12 protein-coding genes and 3 rRNA genes are annotated in these 18,694 nt (G+C 61.1%); 1 reads left to right on the forward strand and 14 read right to left on the reverse strand.

The features are described from left to right. The first annotated feature begins 147 nt into the window (after nucleotides 1–147). Entirely contained in the window at nucleotides 148–477 is a 330-nt protein-coding gene (locus AC1L6K_RS15475) for a cupin domain-containing protein (protein WP_480949738.1), read from the forward strand. On the opposite strand, the gene AC1L6K_RS15480 is transcribed toward AC1L6K_RS15475, so the two are convergent. The 14 genes from AC1L6K_RS15480 to AC1L6K_RS15545 all read right to left on the reverse strand — a co-directional run bounded on the left by AC1L6K_RS15480 (nucleotide 474) and on the right by AC1L6K_RS15545 (nucleotide 18,353). Beyond that, nucleotides 474–995, reverse strand: coding sequence for an 8-oxo-dGTP diphosphatase (locus tag AC1L6K_RS15480; protein ID WP_480949739.1), 522 nt, complete (start codon nucleotides 993–995; stop codon nucleotides 474–476). The two genes, AC1L6K_RS15475 and AC1L6K_RS15480, sit on opposite strands and share 4 nt — an antisense overlap. Nucleotides 996–1,152: 157 nt before the next feature. After that, nucleotides 1,153–2,136, reverse strand: a complete 984-nt coding sequence (gene xerD, locus AC1L6K_RS15485) for a site-specific tyrosine recombinase XerD (RefSeq protein WP_480949740.1) — start codon at nucleotides 2,134–2,136, stop codon at nucleotides 1,153–1,155. A 29-nt stretch (nucleotides 2,137–2,165) separates the two neighbouring features. After that, a complete protein-coding gene (locus AC1L6K_RS15490; protein ID WP_480949741.1) occupies nucleotides 2,166–2,858 on the reverse strand; it encodes an NUDIX domain-containing protein in 693 nt (230 codons plus the stop codon). Beyond that, a complete protein-coding gene (locus AC1L6K_RS15495; RefSeq protein ID WP_480949742.1) occupies nucleotides 2,859–4,565 on the reverse strand; it encodes a CTP synthase in 1,707 nt (568 codons plus the stop codon). Nucleotides 4,566–4,623: 58 nt separating this feature from the next. Further along, a complete protein-coding gene (gene recN, locus AC1L6K_RS15500) occupies nucleotides 4,624–6,351 on the reverse strand; it encodes a DNA repair protein RecN (protein WP_480949743.1) in 1,728 nt (575 codons plus the stop codon). Further along, nucleotides 6,348–7,424, reverse strand: a complete 1,077-nt coding sequence (locus AC1L6K_RS15505) for an NAD kinase (RefSeq protein WP_480949744.1) — start codon at nucleotides 7,422–7,424, stop codon at nucleotides 6,348–6,350. Before AC1L6K_RS15505 ends, recN begins: the two co-directional genes overlap by 4 nt. Before the next feature lie 106 nt (nucleotides 7,425–7,530). Continuing rightward, a complete protein-coding gene (locus AC1L6K_RS15510) occupies nucleotides 7,531–8,376 on the reverse strand; it encodes a TlyA family RNA methyltransferase (RefSeq protein ID WP_480949745.1) in 846 nt (281 codons plus the stop codon). Then, nucleotides 8,363–8,581 (reverse strand): hypothetical protein, encoded by a 219-nt coding sequence (locus tag AC1L6K_RS15515; protein WP_480949746.1) that lies wholly within the window; start codon nucleotides 8,579–8,581, stop codon nucleotides 8,363–8,365. Before AC1L6K_RS15515 ends, AC1L6K_RS15510 begins: the two co-directional genes overlap by 14 nt. A gap of 13 nt (nucleotides 8,582–8,594) precedes the next feature. Next, nucleotides 8,595–9,605 carry an HAD-IIA family hydrolase gene (locus AC1L6K_RS15520; RefSeq protein WP_480949747.1) on the reverse strand — a complete coding sequence of 337 codons (1,011 nt, stop codon included), beginning with the start codon at nucleotides 9,603–9,605 and terminating at the stop codon, nucleotides 8,595–8,597. Beyond that, the gene (locus tag AC1L6K_RS15525) at nucleotides 9,595–12,003 is read right to left on the reverse strand and encodes a tetratricopeptide repeat protein (RefSeq protein WP_480949748.1); all 2,409 of its coding nucleotides are present in this window, start codon (nucleotides 12,001–12,003) and stop codon (nucleotides 9,595–9,597) included. The genes AC1L6K_RS15520 and AC1L6K_RS15525 overlap by 11 nt, the downstream gene beginning before the upstream one ends. Nucleotides 12,004–12,107: 104 nt before the next feature. Continuing rightward, the gene (locus AC1L6K_RS15530) at nucleotides 12,108–12,548 is read right to left on the reverse strand and encodes an SRPBCC domain-containing protein (protein ID WP_480949749.1); all 441 of its coding nucleotides are present in this window, start codon (nucleotides 12,546–12,548) and stop codon (nucleotides 12,108–12,110) included. 189 nt (nucleotides 12,549–12,737) lie between these two features. Then, nucleotides 12,738–12,854 (reverse strand): 5S ribosomal RNA (rrf, locus tag AC1L6K_RS15535). 232 nt (nucleotides 12,855–13,086) lie between these two features. Continuing rightward, a 23S ribosomal RNA gene (locus AC1L6K_RS15540) occupies nucleotides 13,087–16,260 on the reverse strand. 555 nt (nucleotides 16,261–16,815) lie between these two features. Beyond that, nucleotides 16,816–18,353, reverse strand: a 16S ribosomal RNA gene (locus tag AC1L6K_RS15545). The 16S, 23S and 5S rRNA genes sit together here, the layout of an rRNA operon. Nucleotides 18,354–18,694: the final 341 nt, after the last annotated feature.

Consider the following 18,694-nt stretch of genomic DNA (forward strand, 5'->3'; position numbering starts at 1 on the left):
CGCCGTTCGTTGCCTCCCGCCCCACGCCCCCACACAAACCCTCGCTCACTTGTGGTGCTGTTTTCCCAAACGCTCGCGCATATCCTGCACGGTTGCGGGTACTGTGAGGTTGACGACAGACAGACACCGCCGTTCACAAGGAGCATCGTGGAAAAATCATCCCTGACAGCGCTGGCCCGGGAGCTCATGGTTTCCGCCAAGGCCAAAAACAGCGGCCGCAGTGCGAGGACAGTTTATGGCGGTCACGAGCGGATCCTGCGCCAGACGGTGGTTGCCCTGACAGCCGGATCATCGCTGGATGAGCACGACAACCCGGGCGAGGCCACAGTCCAGGTGCTCAGCGGGCGCATCGTGCTCAAGACCGGCAATGTTCAGTGGGAGGGCTCGCCGGGCGACCATTTGGTGGTGCCGCTGGCGCGCCACAGTGTCGACGCCCTGGAAGATTCGGCGTTCCTGCTCACTGTGGCGAAGCCCTAGCTGCCCAAATTCTCCGCAGCCGGGCCGGCGGGCTTCCGCAGTTGTTCCGTGCGGGTGCTTGAGGCCACGGTCTCGTTGTCGTCATTGAGGACGACGCGCCAATGGCCGCGCCACCCCGAGAGGAACTCCGGGAGCCAATGAACGGCGTCGGCCCACATCTGCGCGTGCGGAAGCTGTCCCACAGGATGCCATTGCGGGGCGATCTCGCTGCTTTCCGTGGCAACACCGGCAAACCGCTCGCACAGGAACACAGTGGTGAACATGTCCCATGCGGGCCTGGCCGGAAAGATGAACTCGACGGTCCCTGCCGGCATCAGGTCCATGGCTTCAACCGTGATGTTGGTTTCCTCAGCAACTTCGCGGCAGATGGCCTGGACCACGCTTTCCCCGGGTTCCACGTGGCCGCCGATGCCCACCACCTTGCCGGTGCCCACGCCGGTCTTTTTCAAACCCAGCAGCACCTGCTCTTCGTCGTTGACGGTCCGGAGGAGGAAACACAGGGTTACAGGCGCGCTCATTGAATCAGCATACGTCCCTCCCCCGGGAATCTGCGTTGCAGTCGTTGGACCGAAAACAGCGAAAATCGGCTAAAACCGCACTACAACTGGATCACGGATCCGGGGCGGTTGGAGCCGGGGCAGATGCAGAAGTCGCGGGAGTCGAGCTCGAGCAGCGTCAGCCGAGGGCGCGGGGATGCGCAGCGGCGTAGACTTCCCGCAGCGTTTCCGCCGTGACAAGCGTGTACACCTGCGTGGTGGTGACCGAGGCGTGGCCCAGCAGTTCCTGGACGACACGGACGTCGGCTCCGCCCTCAAGCAGGTGTGTGGCGAAGGAATGCCGCAGCGTGTGCGGGGACACCTCGGCCTCCACCTTGGCATGCCCGGCCACCGTCTTCAGTATCGTCCACACGCTTTGGCGGCTGATCCGTCCGCCCCGGGCGTTCAGGAACAGGGCAGGGGTGCCGCCGCCCTTGGCCACCAGGGCCGGCCGGCCCCGGACCAAATAAGCGTCCAGGGCGCGCAGGGCATAGGAGCCAATGGGCACGATGCGTTCCTTGGACCCCTTGCCGAAGAGCCGTACGAGTGAGGGGCCGTCCTCCAGCGCGTCGGGCAAAACCAGGTCGTCCACGTCCAGGCCGACGGCTTCGCTGATGCGTGCGCCGGTGGAATACAGGAATTCCAGCATCGCCGCATCCCTCAACCCGGCCGGTGTGTCGGAGCCGGCCGATTCAAGAATGCGCGTCACGTCGTGGACGCTGATGGCCTTGGGCAGCCGCCGTCCCGCCTGTGGCGGGTGGATGTCGGCTGCAGGGTCGGCGTCGCTGATCCCTTCCAGTGCCCAAAACTTGTGCAGGCCCCGCACTGCCACAATGGTGCGGGCAACAGACCGGAGCCCAAGGGCCGACCCGCCGTCTGCGCCGTCGGAAAGTCCCTGCGCAAATTCGCTCACGTGGTGCCGGGTGATCCGGCCGGGCTCGGTGGCGCCGGCAGCCGTGAGGAACTCTTCATACCGGCGCAGGTCCCTGGTGTAGGCCTGCAGGGTGTTTGGTGCAAGGCCGCGTTCAACGCCCACGTGCAGCAGGTAGTCCTGAATCCCGCGGGCCAAGCCGGTCGCCGGGGCGGTGCCTGCCGGTGCACCCGCGGTGCCAGGTCCTCCCACGGCTCCGGCAGCTCCTGAAGCTGTCCTGGTCACCGCTGGCGCTGGGACGGGTGTTCGGGCCAGGGTGTGTTGCCCGGGCGCAAGGTGGCGAACCCTGTTCGTGCAGCCTGCGCAGCGGCCAGGATGCCGACGACGGCGGACGGGTTGTGTATGCGCCCGCCAAGAACCGCCGCTGCCGCCTCTTCGAGGTCAACCCAGGCAAACTGGATTTCCGCTTCTTCCTCGGTCCGCACGTGCCGCTGGTCCTCAGGGACCTCGGTGATCTGCCGGGCCAGGTAAATCCTGATGGCCTCGCTGGAGGAACCGGGGGAATTGAAAAAGTCTGTCAGCACGTGCCACTGCGCCGCCTCAATGTCGGCCTCTTCAGCCAATTCCCGGGCTGCCCCCACCACGAAGTCTTCGCCTTCAACGTCCAGGAGGCCGGCAGGAATTTCCCACAGGTTCATCTGGACGGGGTGCCGGTACTGCCGCAGCAGCAGCACCTGGTTGTGTTCGTTCAGCGCAACCACGGCCACTGCCCCGGGATGGGCAATGTAGTCCCGGGTCAGTGGTGCGGAGTCGGGAGTCAGTGAAAACGTGTCCGAGACGATGTCCCAGATGCGCCCTTGGTACACCGTGGACTGGGAATGCAGCGTCCGGTAGCTTTCCTCATCGGCAATCGATGCCGATGGGACGACGGCGGCAGGCTGCTCCCCCGCCCCTGGTGCACCAAGGTGGTTCACTTAGACCTCCAACAGCCGTGTGGCGTTCTGGCGTTCCAGGGCGGCAGCAACCAGGCCGGCAAAGAGCGGGTGCGGCCGGGTGGGGCGCGAGCTCAGTTCGGGATGCGCCTGGGTGGAGACGTAGTACGGGTGGACGCTTGCCGGCAGTTCAACATATTCCACAAGTTTGCCGTCCGGCGAGGTGCCGGAGAAGACGAGCCCCGCGGCAGCAATCTGCTCGCGGTACTTGTTGTTCACCTCGTAGCGGTGGCGGTGGCGCTCGGAAACATCAGTGGTGCCGTATGTTTGCGCAACAACCGATCCTTCGGTGAGCACTGCCGGGTAGAGGCCAAGGCGCATGGTTCCGCCAAGGTCTCCCCTGCCGGCAACAATGTCCTGCTGCTCCTCCATGGTGGCAATGACGGGGTAGGTGGGGTTCTCGTCGAATTCCGACGAGGAGGCACCTTCGAGGCCAACCACGTTGCGGGCGTATTCAATGACCATTGACTGCAGGCCAAGGCACAGGCCCAGGGTGGGGATCTGGTTTTCGCGGGCGAACTTCAGTGCACCCAGTTTGCCTTCAAGGCCGCGGATGCCGAAGCCGCCGGGGACGCAGATGGCGTCAACGTCGCCGATCGCCTTCAGGGCACCGGCCTCCGTGGCGCAGTCATCCGAGGGGACCCAGCGGATCTTGACCCGGGCGCTGTTGGCAAAGCCGCCGGCGCGCAGCGCCTCGGTGACAGAGAGGTAGGCGTCAGGCAGGTCGATGTACTTGCCGACCAGTGCGATTTCAACGTTGTGTGCGGGGTTGTGCACAACCTCAAGCAGTTCGTCCCACTTGGTCCAGTCAACGTCCTTGAAGGACAGGCCCAGGGCCCGCACGATGTAGGAGTCAAGGCCCTGGGAGTGCAGGATCTTCGGGATGTCGTAGATACTGGACGCGTCCGGGCAGCCAATGACGGCTTCCACGTCGACGTCGCAGGCACGGCCAATCTTGACGTGCATGGCGTCGGGCAGGACCCGGTCGGAGCGCAGGATGATGGCGTCGGGCTGGATGCCCAGGGAACGCAGCGCAGCAACGGAGTGCTGCGTGGGCTTGGTCTTGAGTTCCTGCGACGGGCCGATGTAGGGAACGAGGGACACGTGGGCGAAGAACACGTTGTTCCGGCCCACATCCTGGCGCACCTGGCGTGCTGATTCCAGGAACGGCTGGGACTCAATGTCGCCCACTGTGCCGCCAATTTCGGTGATGATCACGTCGGGGGCGTTTTCGCCCTCGGCGGGCATGCGCATGCGCCGCTTGATCTCATCGGTGATGTGCGGGATGACCTGCACGGTGTCGCCCAGGTATTCGCCGCGGCGTTCCTTGGCGATGACAGTTGAATACACCTGTCCTGTTGTGACGTTTGCCGAGCCTTCCAGATTTTCATCGAGGAAGCGCTCGTAATGGCCAATGTCCAGATCCGTTTCGGCGCCGTCGTCAGTAACGAAGACTTCACCGTGCTGGAAGGGATTCATTGTGCCTGGATCCACATTGAGATAGGGATCGAGCTTTTGCATTGTGACCGCGAGGCCGCGCGCACGCAGCAAGTGACCGAGGCTGGAAGCCGTCAGACCCTTACCGAGCGAGGACGCGACACCACCGGTGACGAAGATGTGTTTGGTCGTCTTGGACTGACCACTGAACCGGGAATTTGATCGTTGCACCACGGAATTCGAGCCTATCATCTAATGAGTCAATATAAGTTTGCAAGCGGCACCCAATTTTTCCCGGGCGGCCGAAAATCTAGGGAACGGGCCGTGCAGCATGGGCCAACAATTCCTTGGCGTGGGCCTGCGCTGTCACTGAATCCTCCTGCCCTGCCAGCATGCGGGCCAGTTCCACAACCCGCTCCTCGTGAGTCAAAAGCCGCACATTGCTGGTGGTAATTCCTGTTGAGTTCTTGCTCACAGAACTCTTCGTGACCAGGATGTGCTGGTCGGCAAACGCGGCCACCTGGGGCAGGTGTGTCACGACCAGGACCTGCACATGTTCGGCCAGCATGGCCAGCCTGCGGCCAATTTCCACGGCTGCCTTGCCGCCCACACCGGAGTCCACCTCATCGAACACAAAGGTGGGGACGGGGTCGACGGCGGCCAGCACCACTTCCAGCGCCAGCATCACCCGCGAGAGTTCACCTCCGGAAGCCCCCTTGCCCAACGGCCGGGGCAGCGCGCCGGCGTGGGGTGCCAACAGAAAGGCGATGTCGTCCTCGCCGTGAATGCTGCGTTCCGCCGCGGTGATCTCAATGACCAGCCTGGCATCGGGCATGGCCAGCGCCTTCAACTCGCCGCTGACAGCCTTGGCGAGCTTCTCGGCGGCCTTCCGCCGCAGGGTGGTGACCTCGGCCCCCAGCACGCCAAGCTCGGCCACTGCCGCCGCCTCACCGGCCTCCAGGGACTCGATCCGCCCCGAATCGTCGCTGAGCTCCGTCAACCGGATCCGGGCCGCGTCAGCCCACACGATGACCTCATCAATGCTCGGGGCGTACTTGCGCACCAGCACGGCGAGCTCCCCGCGCCTGTCCTCAACCTCGGCCAGGCGTCCGGGCCCCTCCGAGTCCAGGGAGGTGGCGTAGCTGGCCAGGTCCCTGGCAACGTCGGCCATCAAATAGCCAATCTCCGACAGCCGCTTGGTTGTTTGGGCCAGCTCCTCATCAGCCTCGGCAACAGTTTCCACCAGCCGCCTGGCGTTTTCGACCAGCGTCGCCGCATCAACCCCGTCACCGTAGTCGGCGGCGCTCAGTGCCTCGTGCGCCCCCAGTGCGGCCTTGCGCAGCTCTTCAACATTGCCCAGCTTCACCGCGGCGGCCTTGAGCAGTTCGTCCTCGGCCGCCAGCGGTTCGACGGCGTCGATCTCGGCCAGCGCCGTCGTCAGCGACTCAGCCTCCCGCAACCGTTCCCGGCTGGCCGAGCGCAGTTCCTGCAGCTCAGCCTGGATGGCCCGCCACTGTTCAAAGACGCCCCGGTAGCTGCCCATTTTGGCGGCAAAGCCTTTATGCGCCTCGGCGGCAAATTTGTCCAGGGCCGCCCGCTGCGCCGAGGGGTTCTTCAGCCGGATCTGGTCCGACTGCCCGTGCACGGCAACAAGGGCCTCCCCCAACTCGTTGAGCACCCCGATGGGGGCGCTGCGCCCGCCAACGTGGGCCCGGCTGCGGCCGTCGGCACTGACGGTGCGGGCCAGGATCAGCTGCGCACCGCCGTCGAACTCGTCAATCTCGGCACCGGCCTCGACGGCGCGCACAAGGGCGGGGTGGCCTGCGGGCAGTGTCAGGGTTGCCTCGGCAGAGGCGGATTTGGCGCCGTTGCGCACGGCCCCGGCGTCGGCCCTGTTGCCCAGCAACAGCCCGACGGCGGTCACCACCATGGTCTTGCCGGCACCTGTCTCGCCGCTGACGACGCTCAGTCCCGGGCCCAGCGGCAGCGTTGATTCGGAGATGACGCCGAGGTCGCGGATACGGATTTCCTCAATCATGTCCGGTCCTCCCCATAAAAATTTGTGGTGCCGGAATAGGAGCTCTCCTGCGGCGGAATGGTCAGGTCCGGCACTTGCGGGATGGGGCCGGTGCGCGGTCCCCCAAGGGCTGACTTGGGCCGGGGCGACTTGATGATGGGCAGCTGGGTTGTCGGCGCCGGCGGTTCCTCAATGGAGGGTCCGCGCCAGCCCTGGACGGGCAGTTCAAACTTTCGCACCAGGCGTTCGGAGAAGGTCGACTGCTGGGTCCGTGCCAGTTTGACGGGCTTGGCGGAGCGGGTGACCTCGATGCGGGCCCCGGGCAGCAGGTCAACCGTGCGCCGCCCGTCGCACCAGATCACGCCATAGGCTTCGTTGCGGCTCAGCACCTCCACCGCCAGCGTTGACGTCGGCGCCACGACGAGGGGCTTGGCAAAGAGCGCGTGGGCGCTGATGGGGACCATCAAAAGGGCCTCGACGCCGGGCCACACCACGGGGCCGCCGGCAGAAAAAGCGTAGGCCGTCGAGCCTGTCGGTGTTGCCATCACGACGCCGTCACAGCCAAAGGAGGTCAGCGGGCGGCCGTCAACTTCGGTGACAACCTCAATCATGCGTTCGCGGTTGCCCTTTTCCAGGGCAACCTCATTCAGCGCCCAGGTGTGTGCCACCATTTTGCCTGCCACCCTGACAACGACGTCAAGGCACATGCGCTCCTCCACCGAATATTTGCGTTCGACGACGGCCGCAACTGTTTGAATGAGCTCCTCCCGTTCGCTCTCAGCCAGGAAGCCGACGTGGCCCAGGTTCACGCCAAGCAGCGGCACGTCGTACTCGCGGACGAGCTCGGCCGCACGCAGGATGGTGCCGTCTCCGCCAAGGACCATGACAAGTTCAATGTCGGCCAGTGTGACGTCCCTGTCCAGAATCTCCATGTTGACGCCCGACACGCCCAGATAGCCTGTCATGTCGGAAAGTTCGTCGGCATACATGACGGGGACGATGTTGTTTGCATGAAGCTCAACGCACGCCTCGAGGGCGGCAAGCATCGACTCTTCACGACCCGTATGGGCCAGAATCAAGACGCGCCGTGTCATGTGCTGTTTCCTCATCACCTTGTGCGGGACCGCTTGATTGCGGGACCTCTCGTATCAGGACTGCGTTCGCAGGCTCCGGCTTCCGGACCTTCAGTCTCTCAGATCGTCAGGACACGGGAACTGCCGGCCCGGGCCAAAGTTTTGCCAGCAGCTTCTCCACAGCCTGTTCCTGTTTTTCGATGCTGCCCTGTTCCTTGATCTTATGCGCAGGCCCTGACACAACACGCGAGGCGAGGAGAAAATACTCAACATTTCCATCCTGGCCCGGGAGGGTGCTGACGCCAATGCCATCCAGCCGCAGCCCGTTGGCAACCGCCGCCGACGCCACCAGGGCGACTGCCCGGCGTCGCTCATTCTCACTGCTGACGACGCCGGTGCGGGCCAGCCGCTCACGGCCCACCTCAAATTGAGGTTTCACCATCAGCAGCAGCTCACCGCCCTCCTTGGTGGCAAGGGCCAGCGGGGCCATGACCAGCGTCAAGGAGATGAAGGACAGGTCGCAGACGGTGAGATCGGCGGGTCCGCCAATGTCGGCCGGCTGCATGTAACGGATGTTCAGGCCTTCGTAGACTTCCACCCGGGCGTCACGGCGCAGGGAATCCACCAGTTGGCCGTGCCCGACATCCACGGCCGCCACCGCCGCCGCGCCTTGGCGCAACAGCACGTCCGTGAAGCCGCCGGTGGATGCGCCGGCATCAAGGCAGCGTTTGCCGGCCACCGAAATCTGCGGGAAATGTGCGAGGGCCCCGGCTAGTTTGTGGCCGGCCCGGGACACATAGTCTTCTTCGTTGCCGGGCAGGACCTCGACAGTGGTTTCGGCATTGACGGCGTGGGCGGACTTCACTGACGGAACACCGCCCACGGTGACGCGGCCGGCCTTGATCAGGGTTGCCGCCACCGTGCGCGACCGTGCCAGCCCGCGATTCACCAGTTCCTGGTCAAGCCTGGTCATGGGCCTGCCCCCTGTCCGAGGCAACGTCCCGCAGCTCGGCTGCAGACCCGGCCGGGTCTGCATCGAGTTCACGTTCCAGGCCCGCAAGCACCCGGGTGTACAGCGCCTTGTGGCCGCCGGCCGGCAGCTGCTTGGCTTGTGCCCCAAGGTCCACCAGCGCGTCAACGTCAGGATCCCCCGTGGGCAGGGAGGCGCCGGGATTCATGAACAACCTGCTGTCATGGCAGCTCTGTGTGCCAGGTGACTGCGGGGTTGGTTGCCTGGTGCGCGTCCGGGACGGCTGCCCACCAAGCGGCGCAGGCGGCACGCCAGGCGTCGGTGTCGTCGGTGCTGCCGGCAATCTGCACGGTGCCCTCCCCCGAAGCGTCTGACACCACAGTCGCGGCAGCGCCACCACAGGTGACGGTTGCGCCGTCGTGCTTCACTTCGGGGTAGGCCGTGTACAGCTCGGACATGGTGTCCACGATGAACTGCGGCCGCTCCGCCGTGCACGCCCGCAGCGCGGTTTCGCAGGAGTCAACACCTGTCAGGACCAGGACTGTTGCCATCCCGGCGTTGTTGCCGCCGAGAATGTCGGTGTCCAGGCGGTCGCCCACCACGAGCGGGGCCTTGGCACCCAGGCGCTTGGCCGCGGTGTGAAACAGCGGGGCCTCGGGCTTGCCTGCCACCAGCGGATCATGTCCGACGGCGGCACGCACCGCCGCGACAAGGGCCCCGTTGCCGGGGGCGATGCCGCGGTCGCGGGGAATGGTCATGTCCGTGTTGGTGGCGATCCACACGGCACCGGCATTGACGGCGTAGCTGGCCTCGGCCAGGTCAGCCCAGCCCAGTGTTGGGTCGAAACCTTGGATGACAACGTCGGGGGCGTCGGTGGCGCTTTCCACCACTTTCATGCCCAGAGCCTGGACTTCCTGCGCCAGCGCCGGGCTGCCGGTGACAAGCACCTTGGAGCCGGCAGGGAACTTTTGGGCCAGCAGGGCAGCGCCTGCCTGGGCGGAGCTGACAACTTGGTCGTCATCAGCGGGTGCGCCGAGGTCGCGCAGGTGTGCTGCGACCTGCGCCGGCGTACGGGACGCATTGTTCGTCACGTACGCCAGCTTGACGTTGGCCCCGGCGAGGCCCACCAGGGCCTCGATGGCGCCGGGTATGGCGTTGGGCCCGGCATAAACGACGCCGTCCAGGTCAGCCAGGACCGCGTCGAAACCGGTCAGCAAGGTGTCAGCTGTCATTGCGGTTGAACCCTTCGGAATCCTCGCCCTCCGGGGCGCTGAATTCGACTGAATTGTCGTGGGCGGAGTTGTCCTGCCCTGATTTGTCCTGTTCGGCGAACTCGGCCGCGTCACCGGCGTCAACACTGTCGGCGTCGGATTCGGCGTCGTTCGACTCAAAGTAGGAAGAGTCGGCATCGTCCACGTTTGTCTCGTCCTGCTGCTTCACATCACCATTGGTGAGCTCGGCAGCTGCCTGGGTGTCGGCGTCGTTCATCACGGGAGCAACGGGTGCGGCCATGACATCTGAAACACGCACACGCTTGGATTCCATCGGAACTTCATCGTCGTCACCGAGGTCGATGATGATCTGGTCGGTGCCTTCGTCGATGCCCAGGGCTTCCTCGGCGACCAGGGCCTGACGCTCCCAGGTCTTCGCTTCGTCCTTGCGGCCGGCTGCGCGCAGGACCATGCCGTAGGCGCGGAACAGGCGCGGGCTGAAGGAGAAAGCGCGGTTCATGTCCAGCTGCGGGATCTCAAGGGCGGACAATGCTGCTTCCATCTCCCCAAGATCGCCGCGGGCGCCGGATTCAACAATGGCCAATTCCACCTTGCCTGCGGTGTCCAATGATTCGGCGTCTTCGGACTTGATCAGGTCAAGTGCACGGTCCGGGCGGCCCAGTCCGCGTTCGCAGTCGGCCATGAGCGGCAGGTGGGCGTTGGATCCGCTGATGCGGCGGAACGTGCGCAGTTCACGCAGCGCCTCGCCATACTTGCCGGCGGCGTAGGCCGTCATGGCCACAGCTTCGCGGACACAGGCCAAACGGCCGCCGCGACGGCTGGCTGCCAGTGCGTGCTCAAAGGCAACCTCGGGCACGAAGTCGATCAAACGCCCAGCCATGACCAGGTGCTTGGAAACCCACTCGTTGTTCTTGGCATCCAAAATGCGCAGCTGGGCGCGGGTGACCTTGTCCAGCTCCTCGCCCGTTACATCGGGGTCGATTTCAGGTGAACGCTCCCTGTCGGGACGGTTGGAGCTCCGCAGGTCGCCCGCGTTGCGCTCCGGTGGTGTGCGCGGCCCTGTGGTGCGCGGGGCGCGGTCGTCGCGGCCGCCAAAGCTGGGGCGGTCGTTGCTGCGTGCGGGACGATCGTCACGGCTGCCATATGACGGGCGTGAGTCGCGGTCACCGCTCGGGCGTCCACCCTGGCCACCGCGGTTGTCGCGGTCACCGTAGGGGCGGTCGTTGCTGCGTGCCGGACGCTCATCACGGCCACCAAAGCTGGGGCGGTCGTTGCTGCGTGCCGGACGCTCATCGCGGCCACCAAAGCTGGGGCGGTCGTTGCTGCGTGCCGGACGCTCATCGCGGCCACCAAAGCTGGGACGATCGTTGCTGCGCGCGGGGCGGTCGTCACGGCTGCCATATGACGGGCGTGAGTCGCGGTCACCGCTCGGGCGTCCACCCTGGCCACCGCGGTTGTCGCGGTCACCGTAGGGGCGGTCGTTGCTGCGTGCCGGACGGTCGTCACGGCCGCCAAAACTGGGACGATCGTTGCTACGTGCGGGGCGATCTCCGTACGACCGTTCGCCTGTCGGGCGTCCACCTTGGCCGCCGCGGTTGTCGCGGTCACCATAAGGGCGGTCGTTGCTGCGTGCGGGACGGTCGTCACGGTTGCCGTATGACGGGCGTGAGTCGCGGTCACCCGTGGGTCGTCCACCCTGGCCACCGCGGTTGTCGCGGTCACCGTACGGACGGTCGTTGCTGCGTGCCGGACGCTCGTCACGGCCGCCAAAGCTGGGGCGGTCGTTACTGCGTGCGGGACGGTCGTCACGGTTGCCATAAGACGGGCGCGAGTCGCGGTCACCCGTGGGTCGTCCACCCTGGCCACCGCGGTTGTCGCGGTCACCATAGGGACGGTCGTTGCTGCGTGCCGGACGCTCGTCACGGCCACCAAAGCTGGGGCGGTCGTTACTGCGTGCGGGACGGTCGTCACGGTTGCCATAAGACGGGCGCGAGTCGCGGTCACCCGTGGGTCGTCCACCCTGGCCACCGCGGTTATCGCGGTCGCCAAACGGCTTGCGGTCTTCGCGGCGTCCGTTGACCATGGGGCGGTCGGCGCTGCGGTTGTCACGGTCGCCGTAGGAAGGACGGTCGTTGCTGCGTGCCGGACGGTCGCCGTAGGAACGATCGCCCGTGGGGCGTCCGCCCTGACCGCCGCGGTCACCAAAGGAGGGACGGCCACTGTTATCGGACGTACGGCCGCCCGCGGGACGCCCACCCTGCCCACTGCGTTCATTGTAAGGACGCGCCGGCTGACGGTCGTTCGTTGCGGGACGCTCGGCGTAGGGCCTGCCGTTGCCGCTCTTGTTGTCTTGTCCGCGAGAATTATCGTCGCGCTTTCCTTCATACTGCTCAGCCATGTCGACTCCTAAAACTATGAGCGCACTAACTGGCACAGTAACAGCCGCTCTTCACTTTTGATCTTCTACTGCAAAAACCTTGGACCAATCGTCCAGACTACAGTCTAGTCGAGCTTCAGCGCCCCACCCATGAATCTGGCGTATCTGGACAAGATGAGTGGCCAATCACAGTACTTTTCGTATTGCTCGTGGCCAACCTCACCAGAGGCCCAGCCATCGTGCTTCAGTGTCACAGTCGTGGACTCTCCGCCGTGAGCGGTGAAGCCGATACTGACAGTTGTGGGCACTAGCGGGTTGTCTCCCAACTGCCACCTTAGAACCAACGACGCCGGCTCGTCCCAGGCCTGCACTTCTCCCCACACGCACTGCCTCCCGGTAAAGGAATCCTCAACGAGAAACCCATCCTCAAAACCGACATGTGACTCCGCTCCGAAGCCGCTGTGCGTATCCATGGGCCACCACAGGTGAATACCATCGGTGAAGCCATCGAACGCCTCGGCGATCGGCAAAGGCACGACCGCCACCGCAGACCGTGCAGCAAGCACCAAGTCATTCTCTGGGACAGGTTCCGGGGCATGGGAAAACAAACTAGACATCATGCAAGCTTACGTCTCAAGTGTCCTAATGGATTGCCCCTAGGCACCTTGGAAGTGCGGGTGGAGCCTCTGTTGGGTTGTTAAATGCAGGGAGGCCCCGCACCTGGTGGTGTGGGGCCTCGACCTGTTTTATGTGTTGTCCGGCGGTGTCCTACTCTCCCACATCCTCACGAATGCAGTACCATCGGCGCTGTGGGTCTTAGCTTCCGGGTTCGGAATGGGACCGGGCGTTTCCCCCACGCTATGACCACCGTAACTCGTTCCCCAGACCAGTCAGCGTGTTGCTGGTGGTTGGGTGGCTTGTTGGGTGTTCTTGTTTGGAACAACAGTATTTTATTATACAAGACATTTTCTACCAGGTGTTACCATTTGTGGTGGTAAAGATGGTGGTGGTGTCTTGCTTTTTTTGTTTCCGTGCAACATACCGGGTGGGTTTGTTGGTTGGGAACCACATAGTGAACGCGAGCATTAATTTTATAAAGTGTGTGTGGTGTAAGTTATCGGCCTATTAGTACCGGTCAGCTTCACGAGTCTTTAGTCCTCGCTTCCACGTCCGGCCTATCAACCCAGTGGTCTAGCTGGGGGCCTCTCACACATAACTGTGTATGGAAATCTCATCTTGAAGCGGGCTTCCCGCTTAGATGCTTTCAGCGGTTATCCCATCCGAACGTAGCTAATCAGCGATGCACTTGGCAGTACAACTGACACACCAGAGGTTCGTCCGTCCCGGTCCTCTCGTACTAAGGACAGCCCTTCTCAAATTTCCTGCGCGCGCAGCGGATAGGGACCGAACTGTCTCACGACGTTCTAAACCCAGCTCGCGTACCGCTTTAATGGGCGAACAGCCCAACCCTTGGGACCTACTCCAGCCCCAGGATGCGACGAGCCGACATCGAGGTGCCAAACCATGCCGTCGATATGGACTCTTGGGCAAGATCAGCCTGTTATCCCCGAGGTACCTTTTATCCGTTGAGCGACGGCCATTCCACAATGTGCCGCCGGATCACTAGTCCCGACTTTCGTCCCTGCTCGAGGTGTCCCTCTCACAGTCAAGCTCCCTTGTGCACTTACACTCGAAACCTGATTGCCAACCAGGCTGAGGGAACCTTTGGGCGCCTCCGTTACTTTTTAGGAGGCAACCGCCCCAGTTAAACTACCCATCAGGCACTGTCCCTGACCCGGATTACGGGCCGAAGTTAGATGTCCAAAGTGACCAGAGTGGTATTTCAACGATGACTCCACCGCAACTAGCGTTGCAGTTTCACAGTCTCCCACCTATCCTACACAAGCCACTCCGAACACCAATACCAAACTATAGTAAAGGTCTCGGGGTCTTTCCGTCCTGCTGCGCGTAACGAGCATCTTTACTCGTACTGCAATTTCGCCGAGTTTATGGTTGAGACAGCGGGGAAGTCGTTACTCCATTCGTGCAGGTCGGAACTTACCCGACAAGGAATTTCGCTACCTTAGGATGGTTATAGTTACCACCGCCGTTTACTGGGGCTTAAATTCTCAGCTTCGCCAACAAGTTGGCTAACCGGTCCTCTTAACCTTCCAGCACCGGGCAGGAGTCAGTCCGTATACATCGTCTTGCGACTTCGCACGGACCTGTGTTTTTAGTAAACAGTCGCTTCCCCCTGGTCTCTGCGGCCCACACCCGCTCATGAAGAGTAAATCTTCTTCACGGGGCAGGCCCCCCTTCTCCCGAAGTTACGGGGGCATTTTGCCGAGTTCCTTAACCATAATTCTCTCGATCGCCTTAGTATTCTCTACCTGATCACCTGTGTCGGTTTGGGGTACGGGCAGTTAGAACCTCACGTCGATGCTTTTCTAGGCAGCATAGGATCACCAAATTCCCCCGTACGGGGGTCCCATCAGATCTCAGAATCGTCATCAAAGACAACACAACGGATTTGCCTATCGTGTTTCCTACGTCCTTAGACCGGGACTACCATCGCCCGGCTTGGCTACCTTCCTGCGTCACACCTGTTAATACGCTTACCTCCCCGGTTCAGGTCCCACGCTCCCCACACACCCTGACCCCGAAGGGTACGCAGTGGTGGTTTGGGTGGTTAGTATCACCGGTTCAATATTGGCGGTTCTTCACCGGTACGGGAATATCAACCCGTTGTCCATCGACTACGCCTGTCGGCCTCGCCTTAGGTCCCGACTTACCCAGGGCAGATTAGCTTGACCCTGGAACCCTTGATCATTCGGCGGACGGGTTTCTCACCCGTCTTTCGCTACTCATGCCTGCATTCTCACTCGTGTAGGCTCCACCGCTAGTTCACACTGCGACTTCAATGCCCACACGACGCTCCCCTACCACTCCAAACCCCTGAACCAAGAAACAAGTCCTTGGTTTGGGTAGTGTTTGAAATCCACAACTTCGGCGGTGTACTTGAGCCCCGCTACATTGTCGGCGCGGGATCACTTGACCAGTGAGCTATTACGCACTCTTTTAAGGATGGCTGCTTCTAAGCCAACCTCCTGGTTGTCTAAGCAATCCCACATCCTTTCCCACTTAGCACACGCTTAGGGGCCTTAGTTGGTGGTCTGGGCTGTTTCCCTCTCGACTATGAAGCTTATCCCCCACAGTCTCACTGCTACGCTCTGACTTACCGGCATTCGGAGTTTGGCTGACGTCAGTAACCTTGTAGGGCCCATTAGCCATCCAGTAGCTCTACCTCCAGTAAGAAACACGCAACGCTGCACCTAAATGCATTTCGGGGAGAACCAGCTATCACGAAGTTTGATTGGCCTTTCACCCCTACCCACAGCTCATCCCCTCCATTTTCAACTGAAGTGGGTTCGGTCCTCCACGCGCTCTTACACACGCTTCAACCTGGCCATGGGTAGATCACTTCGCTTCGGGTCTAGATCACGCCACTAAACTCGCCCTATTCAGACTCGCTTTCGCTACGGCTTCCCCACACGGGTTAACCTCGCGACGTAACACTAACTCGCAGGCTCATTCTTCAAAAGGCACGCCATCACCACAACAACCACCCCCGCAAAGGGGCGCGGTGGCTCTGACGGATTGTAAGCACACGGTTTCAGGTACTATTTCACTCCCCTCCCGGGGTACTTTTCACCTTTCCCTCACGGTACTTGTCCGCTATCGGTCATTAGGTAGTATTTAGGCTTATCAGGTGGTCCTGACAGATTCACACGGGATTTCTCGGGCCCCGTGCTACTTGGGATACTCACCAGGGAGTGCACTGCATTTCAGTTACGGGACTCTCACCCTCTACGGTCGGCCATTCAAAACCGTTCACCTATACATGCACCATTCCCCTCACTGGTCCGGCAGAACCAATACGGTAAATCCCACAACCCCGCACCATGCAACGCCCGCCGGCTATCACACATGACACGGTTTAGCCTGTTCCGCGTTCGCTCGCCACTACTAACGGAATCACTGTTGTTTTCTCTTCCTGTGGGTACTGAGATGTTTCACTTCCCCACGTTCCCTCCACACACCCTATATATTCAGATGCGGGTCACCACCTCACCTTACGGCGGGTAGCGGGGTTCCCCCATTCGGACACCCTCGGATCAAAGTTTGGTTATCAACTCCCCGAGGCTTATCGCAGATTCCTACGTCCTTCTTCGGCTCCTAATGCCAAGGCATCCACCGTGCGCCCTTAAAAACTTGACCACACACATGCAGTCAACAACGCTATAAAACATTATCGAGAGAACCATGAAAACCAACACCACCAACACCCACCAAAAAGCAGGAATCAACAGCATCAGATCCAGGTTCAATTATCTCAAAGAAATTGCTTCTTTATAAAGATGCTCGCGTTCACTATGTAGTTCTCAAACAACAACCCCACCACACACCTACACCCAGACACGTTCAACACACAAACAAATTGTGTCTCACACCGTGACCGGTTCGGTTATGTGCGGGAAACCAGGCACAACACCACCACCAAACAAATGGTGGTCGTTGTTGCTCCAGGACCCAACAGTGTGCCAAACGCATAACAACCCACACACCCAACAACCCGTACGGCTCGTTCCCCACACCCACAAAGTCGGTGTTGTACTAAAACCAGGTCGCCAGATGCCGATCATCGGCTGTTTTATTGATATTCCACCCTTGAGCAACCCACCCAGGAACATGCGTCCTGGCAATGGGTCTTTACTCCTCACACCACCAACCAGCAACTATGCAGTCACCGTTGTGGTGTTTGGTGCTCCTTAGAAAGGAGGTGATCCAGCCGCACCTTCCGGTACGGCTACCTTGTTACGACTTAGTCCCAATCGCCAGTCCCACCTTCGACAGCTCCCTCCCCACAAGGGGGTTAGGCCACCGGCTTCGGGTGTTACCAACTTTCGTGACTTGACGGGCGGTGTGTACAAGGCCCGGGAACGTATTCACCGCAGCGTTGCTGATCTGCGATTACTAGCGACTCCGACTTCATGGGGTCGAGTTGCAGACCCCAATCCGAACTGAGACCGGCTTTTTGGGATTAGCTCCACCTCACAGTATCGCAACCCATTGTACCGGCCATTGTAGCATGCGTGAAGCCCAAGACATAAGGGGCATGATGATTTGACGTCGTCCTCACCTTCCTCCGAGTTGACCCCGGCAGTCTCCTATGAGTCCCCACCATCACGTGCTGGCAACATAGAACGAGGGTTGCGCTCGTTGCGGGACTTAACCCAACATCTCACGACACGAGCTGACGACAACCATGCACCACCTGTAAACCGACCGCAAGCGGGGCACCTGTTTCCAGGTGTTTCCAGTTCATGTCAAGCCTTGGTAAGGTTCTTCGCGTTGCATCGAATTAATCCGCATGCTCCGCCGCTTGTGCGGGCCCCCGTCAATTCCTTTGAGTTTTAGCCTTGCGGCCGTACTCCCCAGGCGGGGCACTTAATGCGTTAGCTACGGCGCGGAAAACGTGGAATGTCCCCCACACCTAGTGCCCAACGTTTACGGCATGGACTACCAGGGTATCTAATCCTGTTCGCTCCCCATGCTTTCGCTCCTCAGCGTCAGTTAATGCCCAGAGACCTGCCTTCGCCATCGGTGTTCCTCCTGATATCTGCGCATTTCACCGCTACACCAGGAATTCCAGTCTCCCCTACATCACTCTAGTCTGCCCGTACCCACCGCAGATCCGGGGTTGAGCCCCGGACTTTCACGGCAGACGCGACAAACCGCCTACGAGCTCTTTACGCCCAATAATTCCGGATAACGCTTGCGCCCTACGTATTACCGCGGCTGCTGGCACGTAGTTAGCCGGCGCTTCTTCTGCAAGTACCCTCAACCAGACAACGTCTGGCCTTGTTCCCTACTGAAAGAGGTTTACAACCCGAAGGCCGTCATCCCTCACGCGGCGTCGCTGCATCAGGCTTTCGCCCATTGTGCAATATTCCCCACTGCTGCCTCCCGTAGGAGTCTGGGCCGTGTCTCAGTCCCAGTGTGGCCGGTCACCCTCTCAGGCCGGCTACCCGTCGTCGCCTTGGTGAGCCATTACCTCACCAACAAGCTGATAGGCCGCGAGTCCATCCAAAACCAATAAATCTTTCAACCAAACACCATGCGATGTAAAGTCAATATCCAGTATTAGACCCCGTTTCCAAGGCTTATCCCAGAGTTAAGGGCAGGTTACTCACGTGTTACTCACCCGTTCGCCACTAATCCCCGACGCAAGCGCCAGTTCATCGTTCGACTTGCATGTGTTAAGCACGCCGCCAGCGTTCATCCTGAGCCAGGATCAAACTCTCCGTTAATAACTAAACAGACACACACAATCACACCGGAAAAAGGTAAATGAAAGCATGCACTAAATTCGAAACCAGCTAAACGATCATGCATCACCACAGGGGCGGCAACACACAACCAAATAACCAATTCAATATAAATAAATTGGTATCAATAAAACTTGGCACACTATTGAGTTCTCAAACAACAACTGCATTCGAGTAATTCCTAATTAGTGATTCATAATTAGTTTTCATCGTTGCGATGTTCATACTTTATTTCATTGGAATTCACTTTGTCCAATCCACAGCGTGTGTGGCTTGTCACTCGGTGCTTTCCTCAAATCCGTATTCTTATTCCAATATTTTCG

It is taken from the genome of Specibacter sp. BI4 (assembly GCF_056680095.1).

Bases quoted from the DNA above. Each gene is read 5' to 3' on its own strand.
- AC1L6K_RS15480 (WP_480949739.1), bottom strand. From the start codon at position 995: ATGAGCGCGCCTGTAACCCTGTGTTTCCTCCTCCGGACCGTCAACGAC.
- AC1L6K_RS15495 (WP_480949742.1), bottom strand. From the start codon at position 4,565: ATGATAGGCTCGAATTCCGTGGTGCAACGATCAAATTCCCGGTTCAGT.
- recN (WP_480949743.1), bottom strand. From the start codon at position 6,351: ATGATTGAGGAAATCCGTATCCGCGACCTCGGCGTCATCTCCGAATCA.
- AC1L6K_RS15505 (WP_480949744.1), bottom strand. From the start codon at position 7,424: ATGACACGGCGCGTCTTGATTCTGGCCCATACGGGTCGTGAAGAGTCG.
- AC1L6K_RS15510 (WP_480949745.1), bottom strand. From the start codon at position 8,376: ATGACCAGGCTTGACCAGGAACTGGTGAATCGCGGGCTGGCACGGTCG.
- AC1L6K_RS15515 (WP_480949746.1), bottom strand. From the start codon at position 8,581: ATGAATCCCGGCGCCTCCCTGCCCACGGGGGATCCTGACGTTGACGCG.
- AC1L6K_RS15520 (WP_480949747.1), bottom strand. From the start codon at position 9,605: ATGACAGCTGACACCTTGCTGACCGGTTTCGACGCGGTCCTGGCTGAC.
- AC1L6K_RS15525 (WP_480949748.1), bottom strand. From the start codon at position 12,003: ATGGCTGAGCAGTATGAAGGAAAGCGCGACGATAATTCTCGCGGACAA.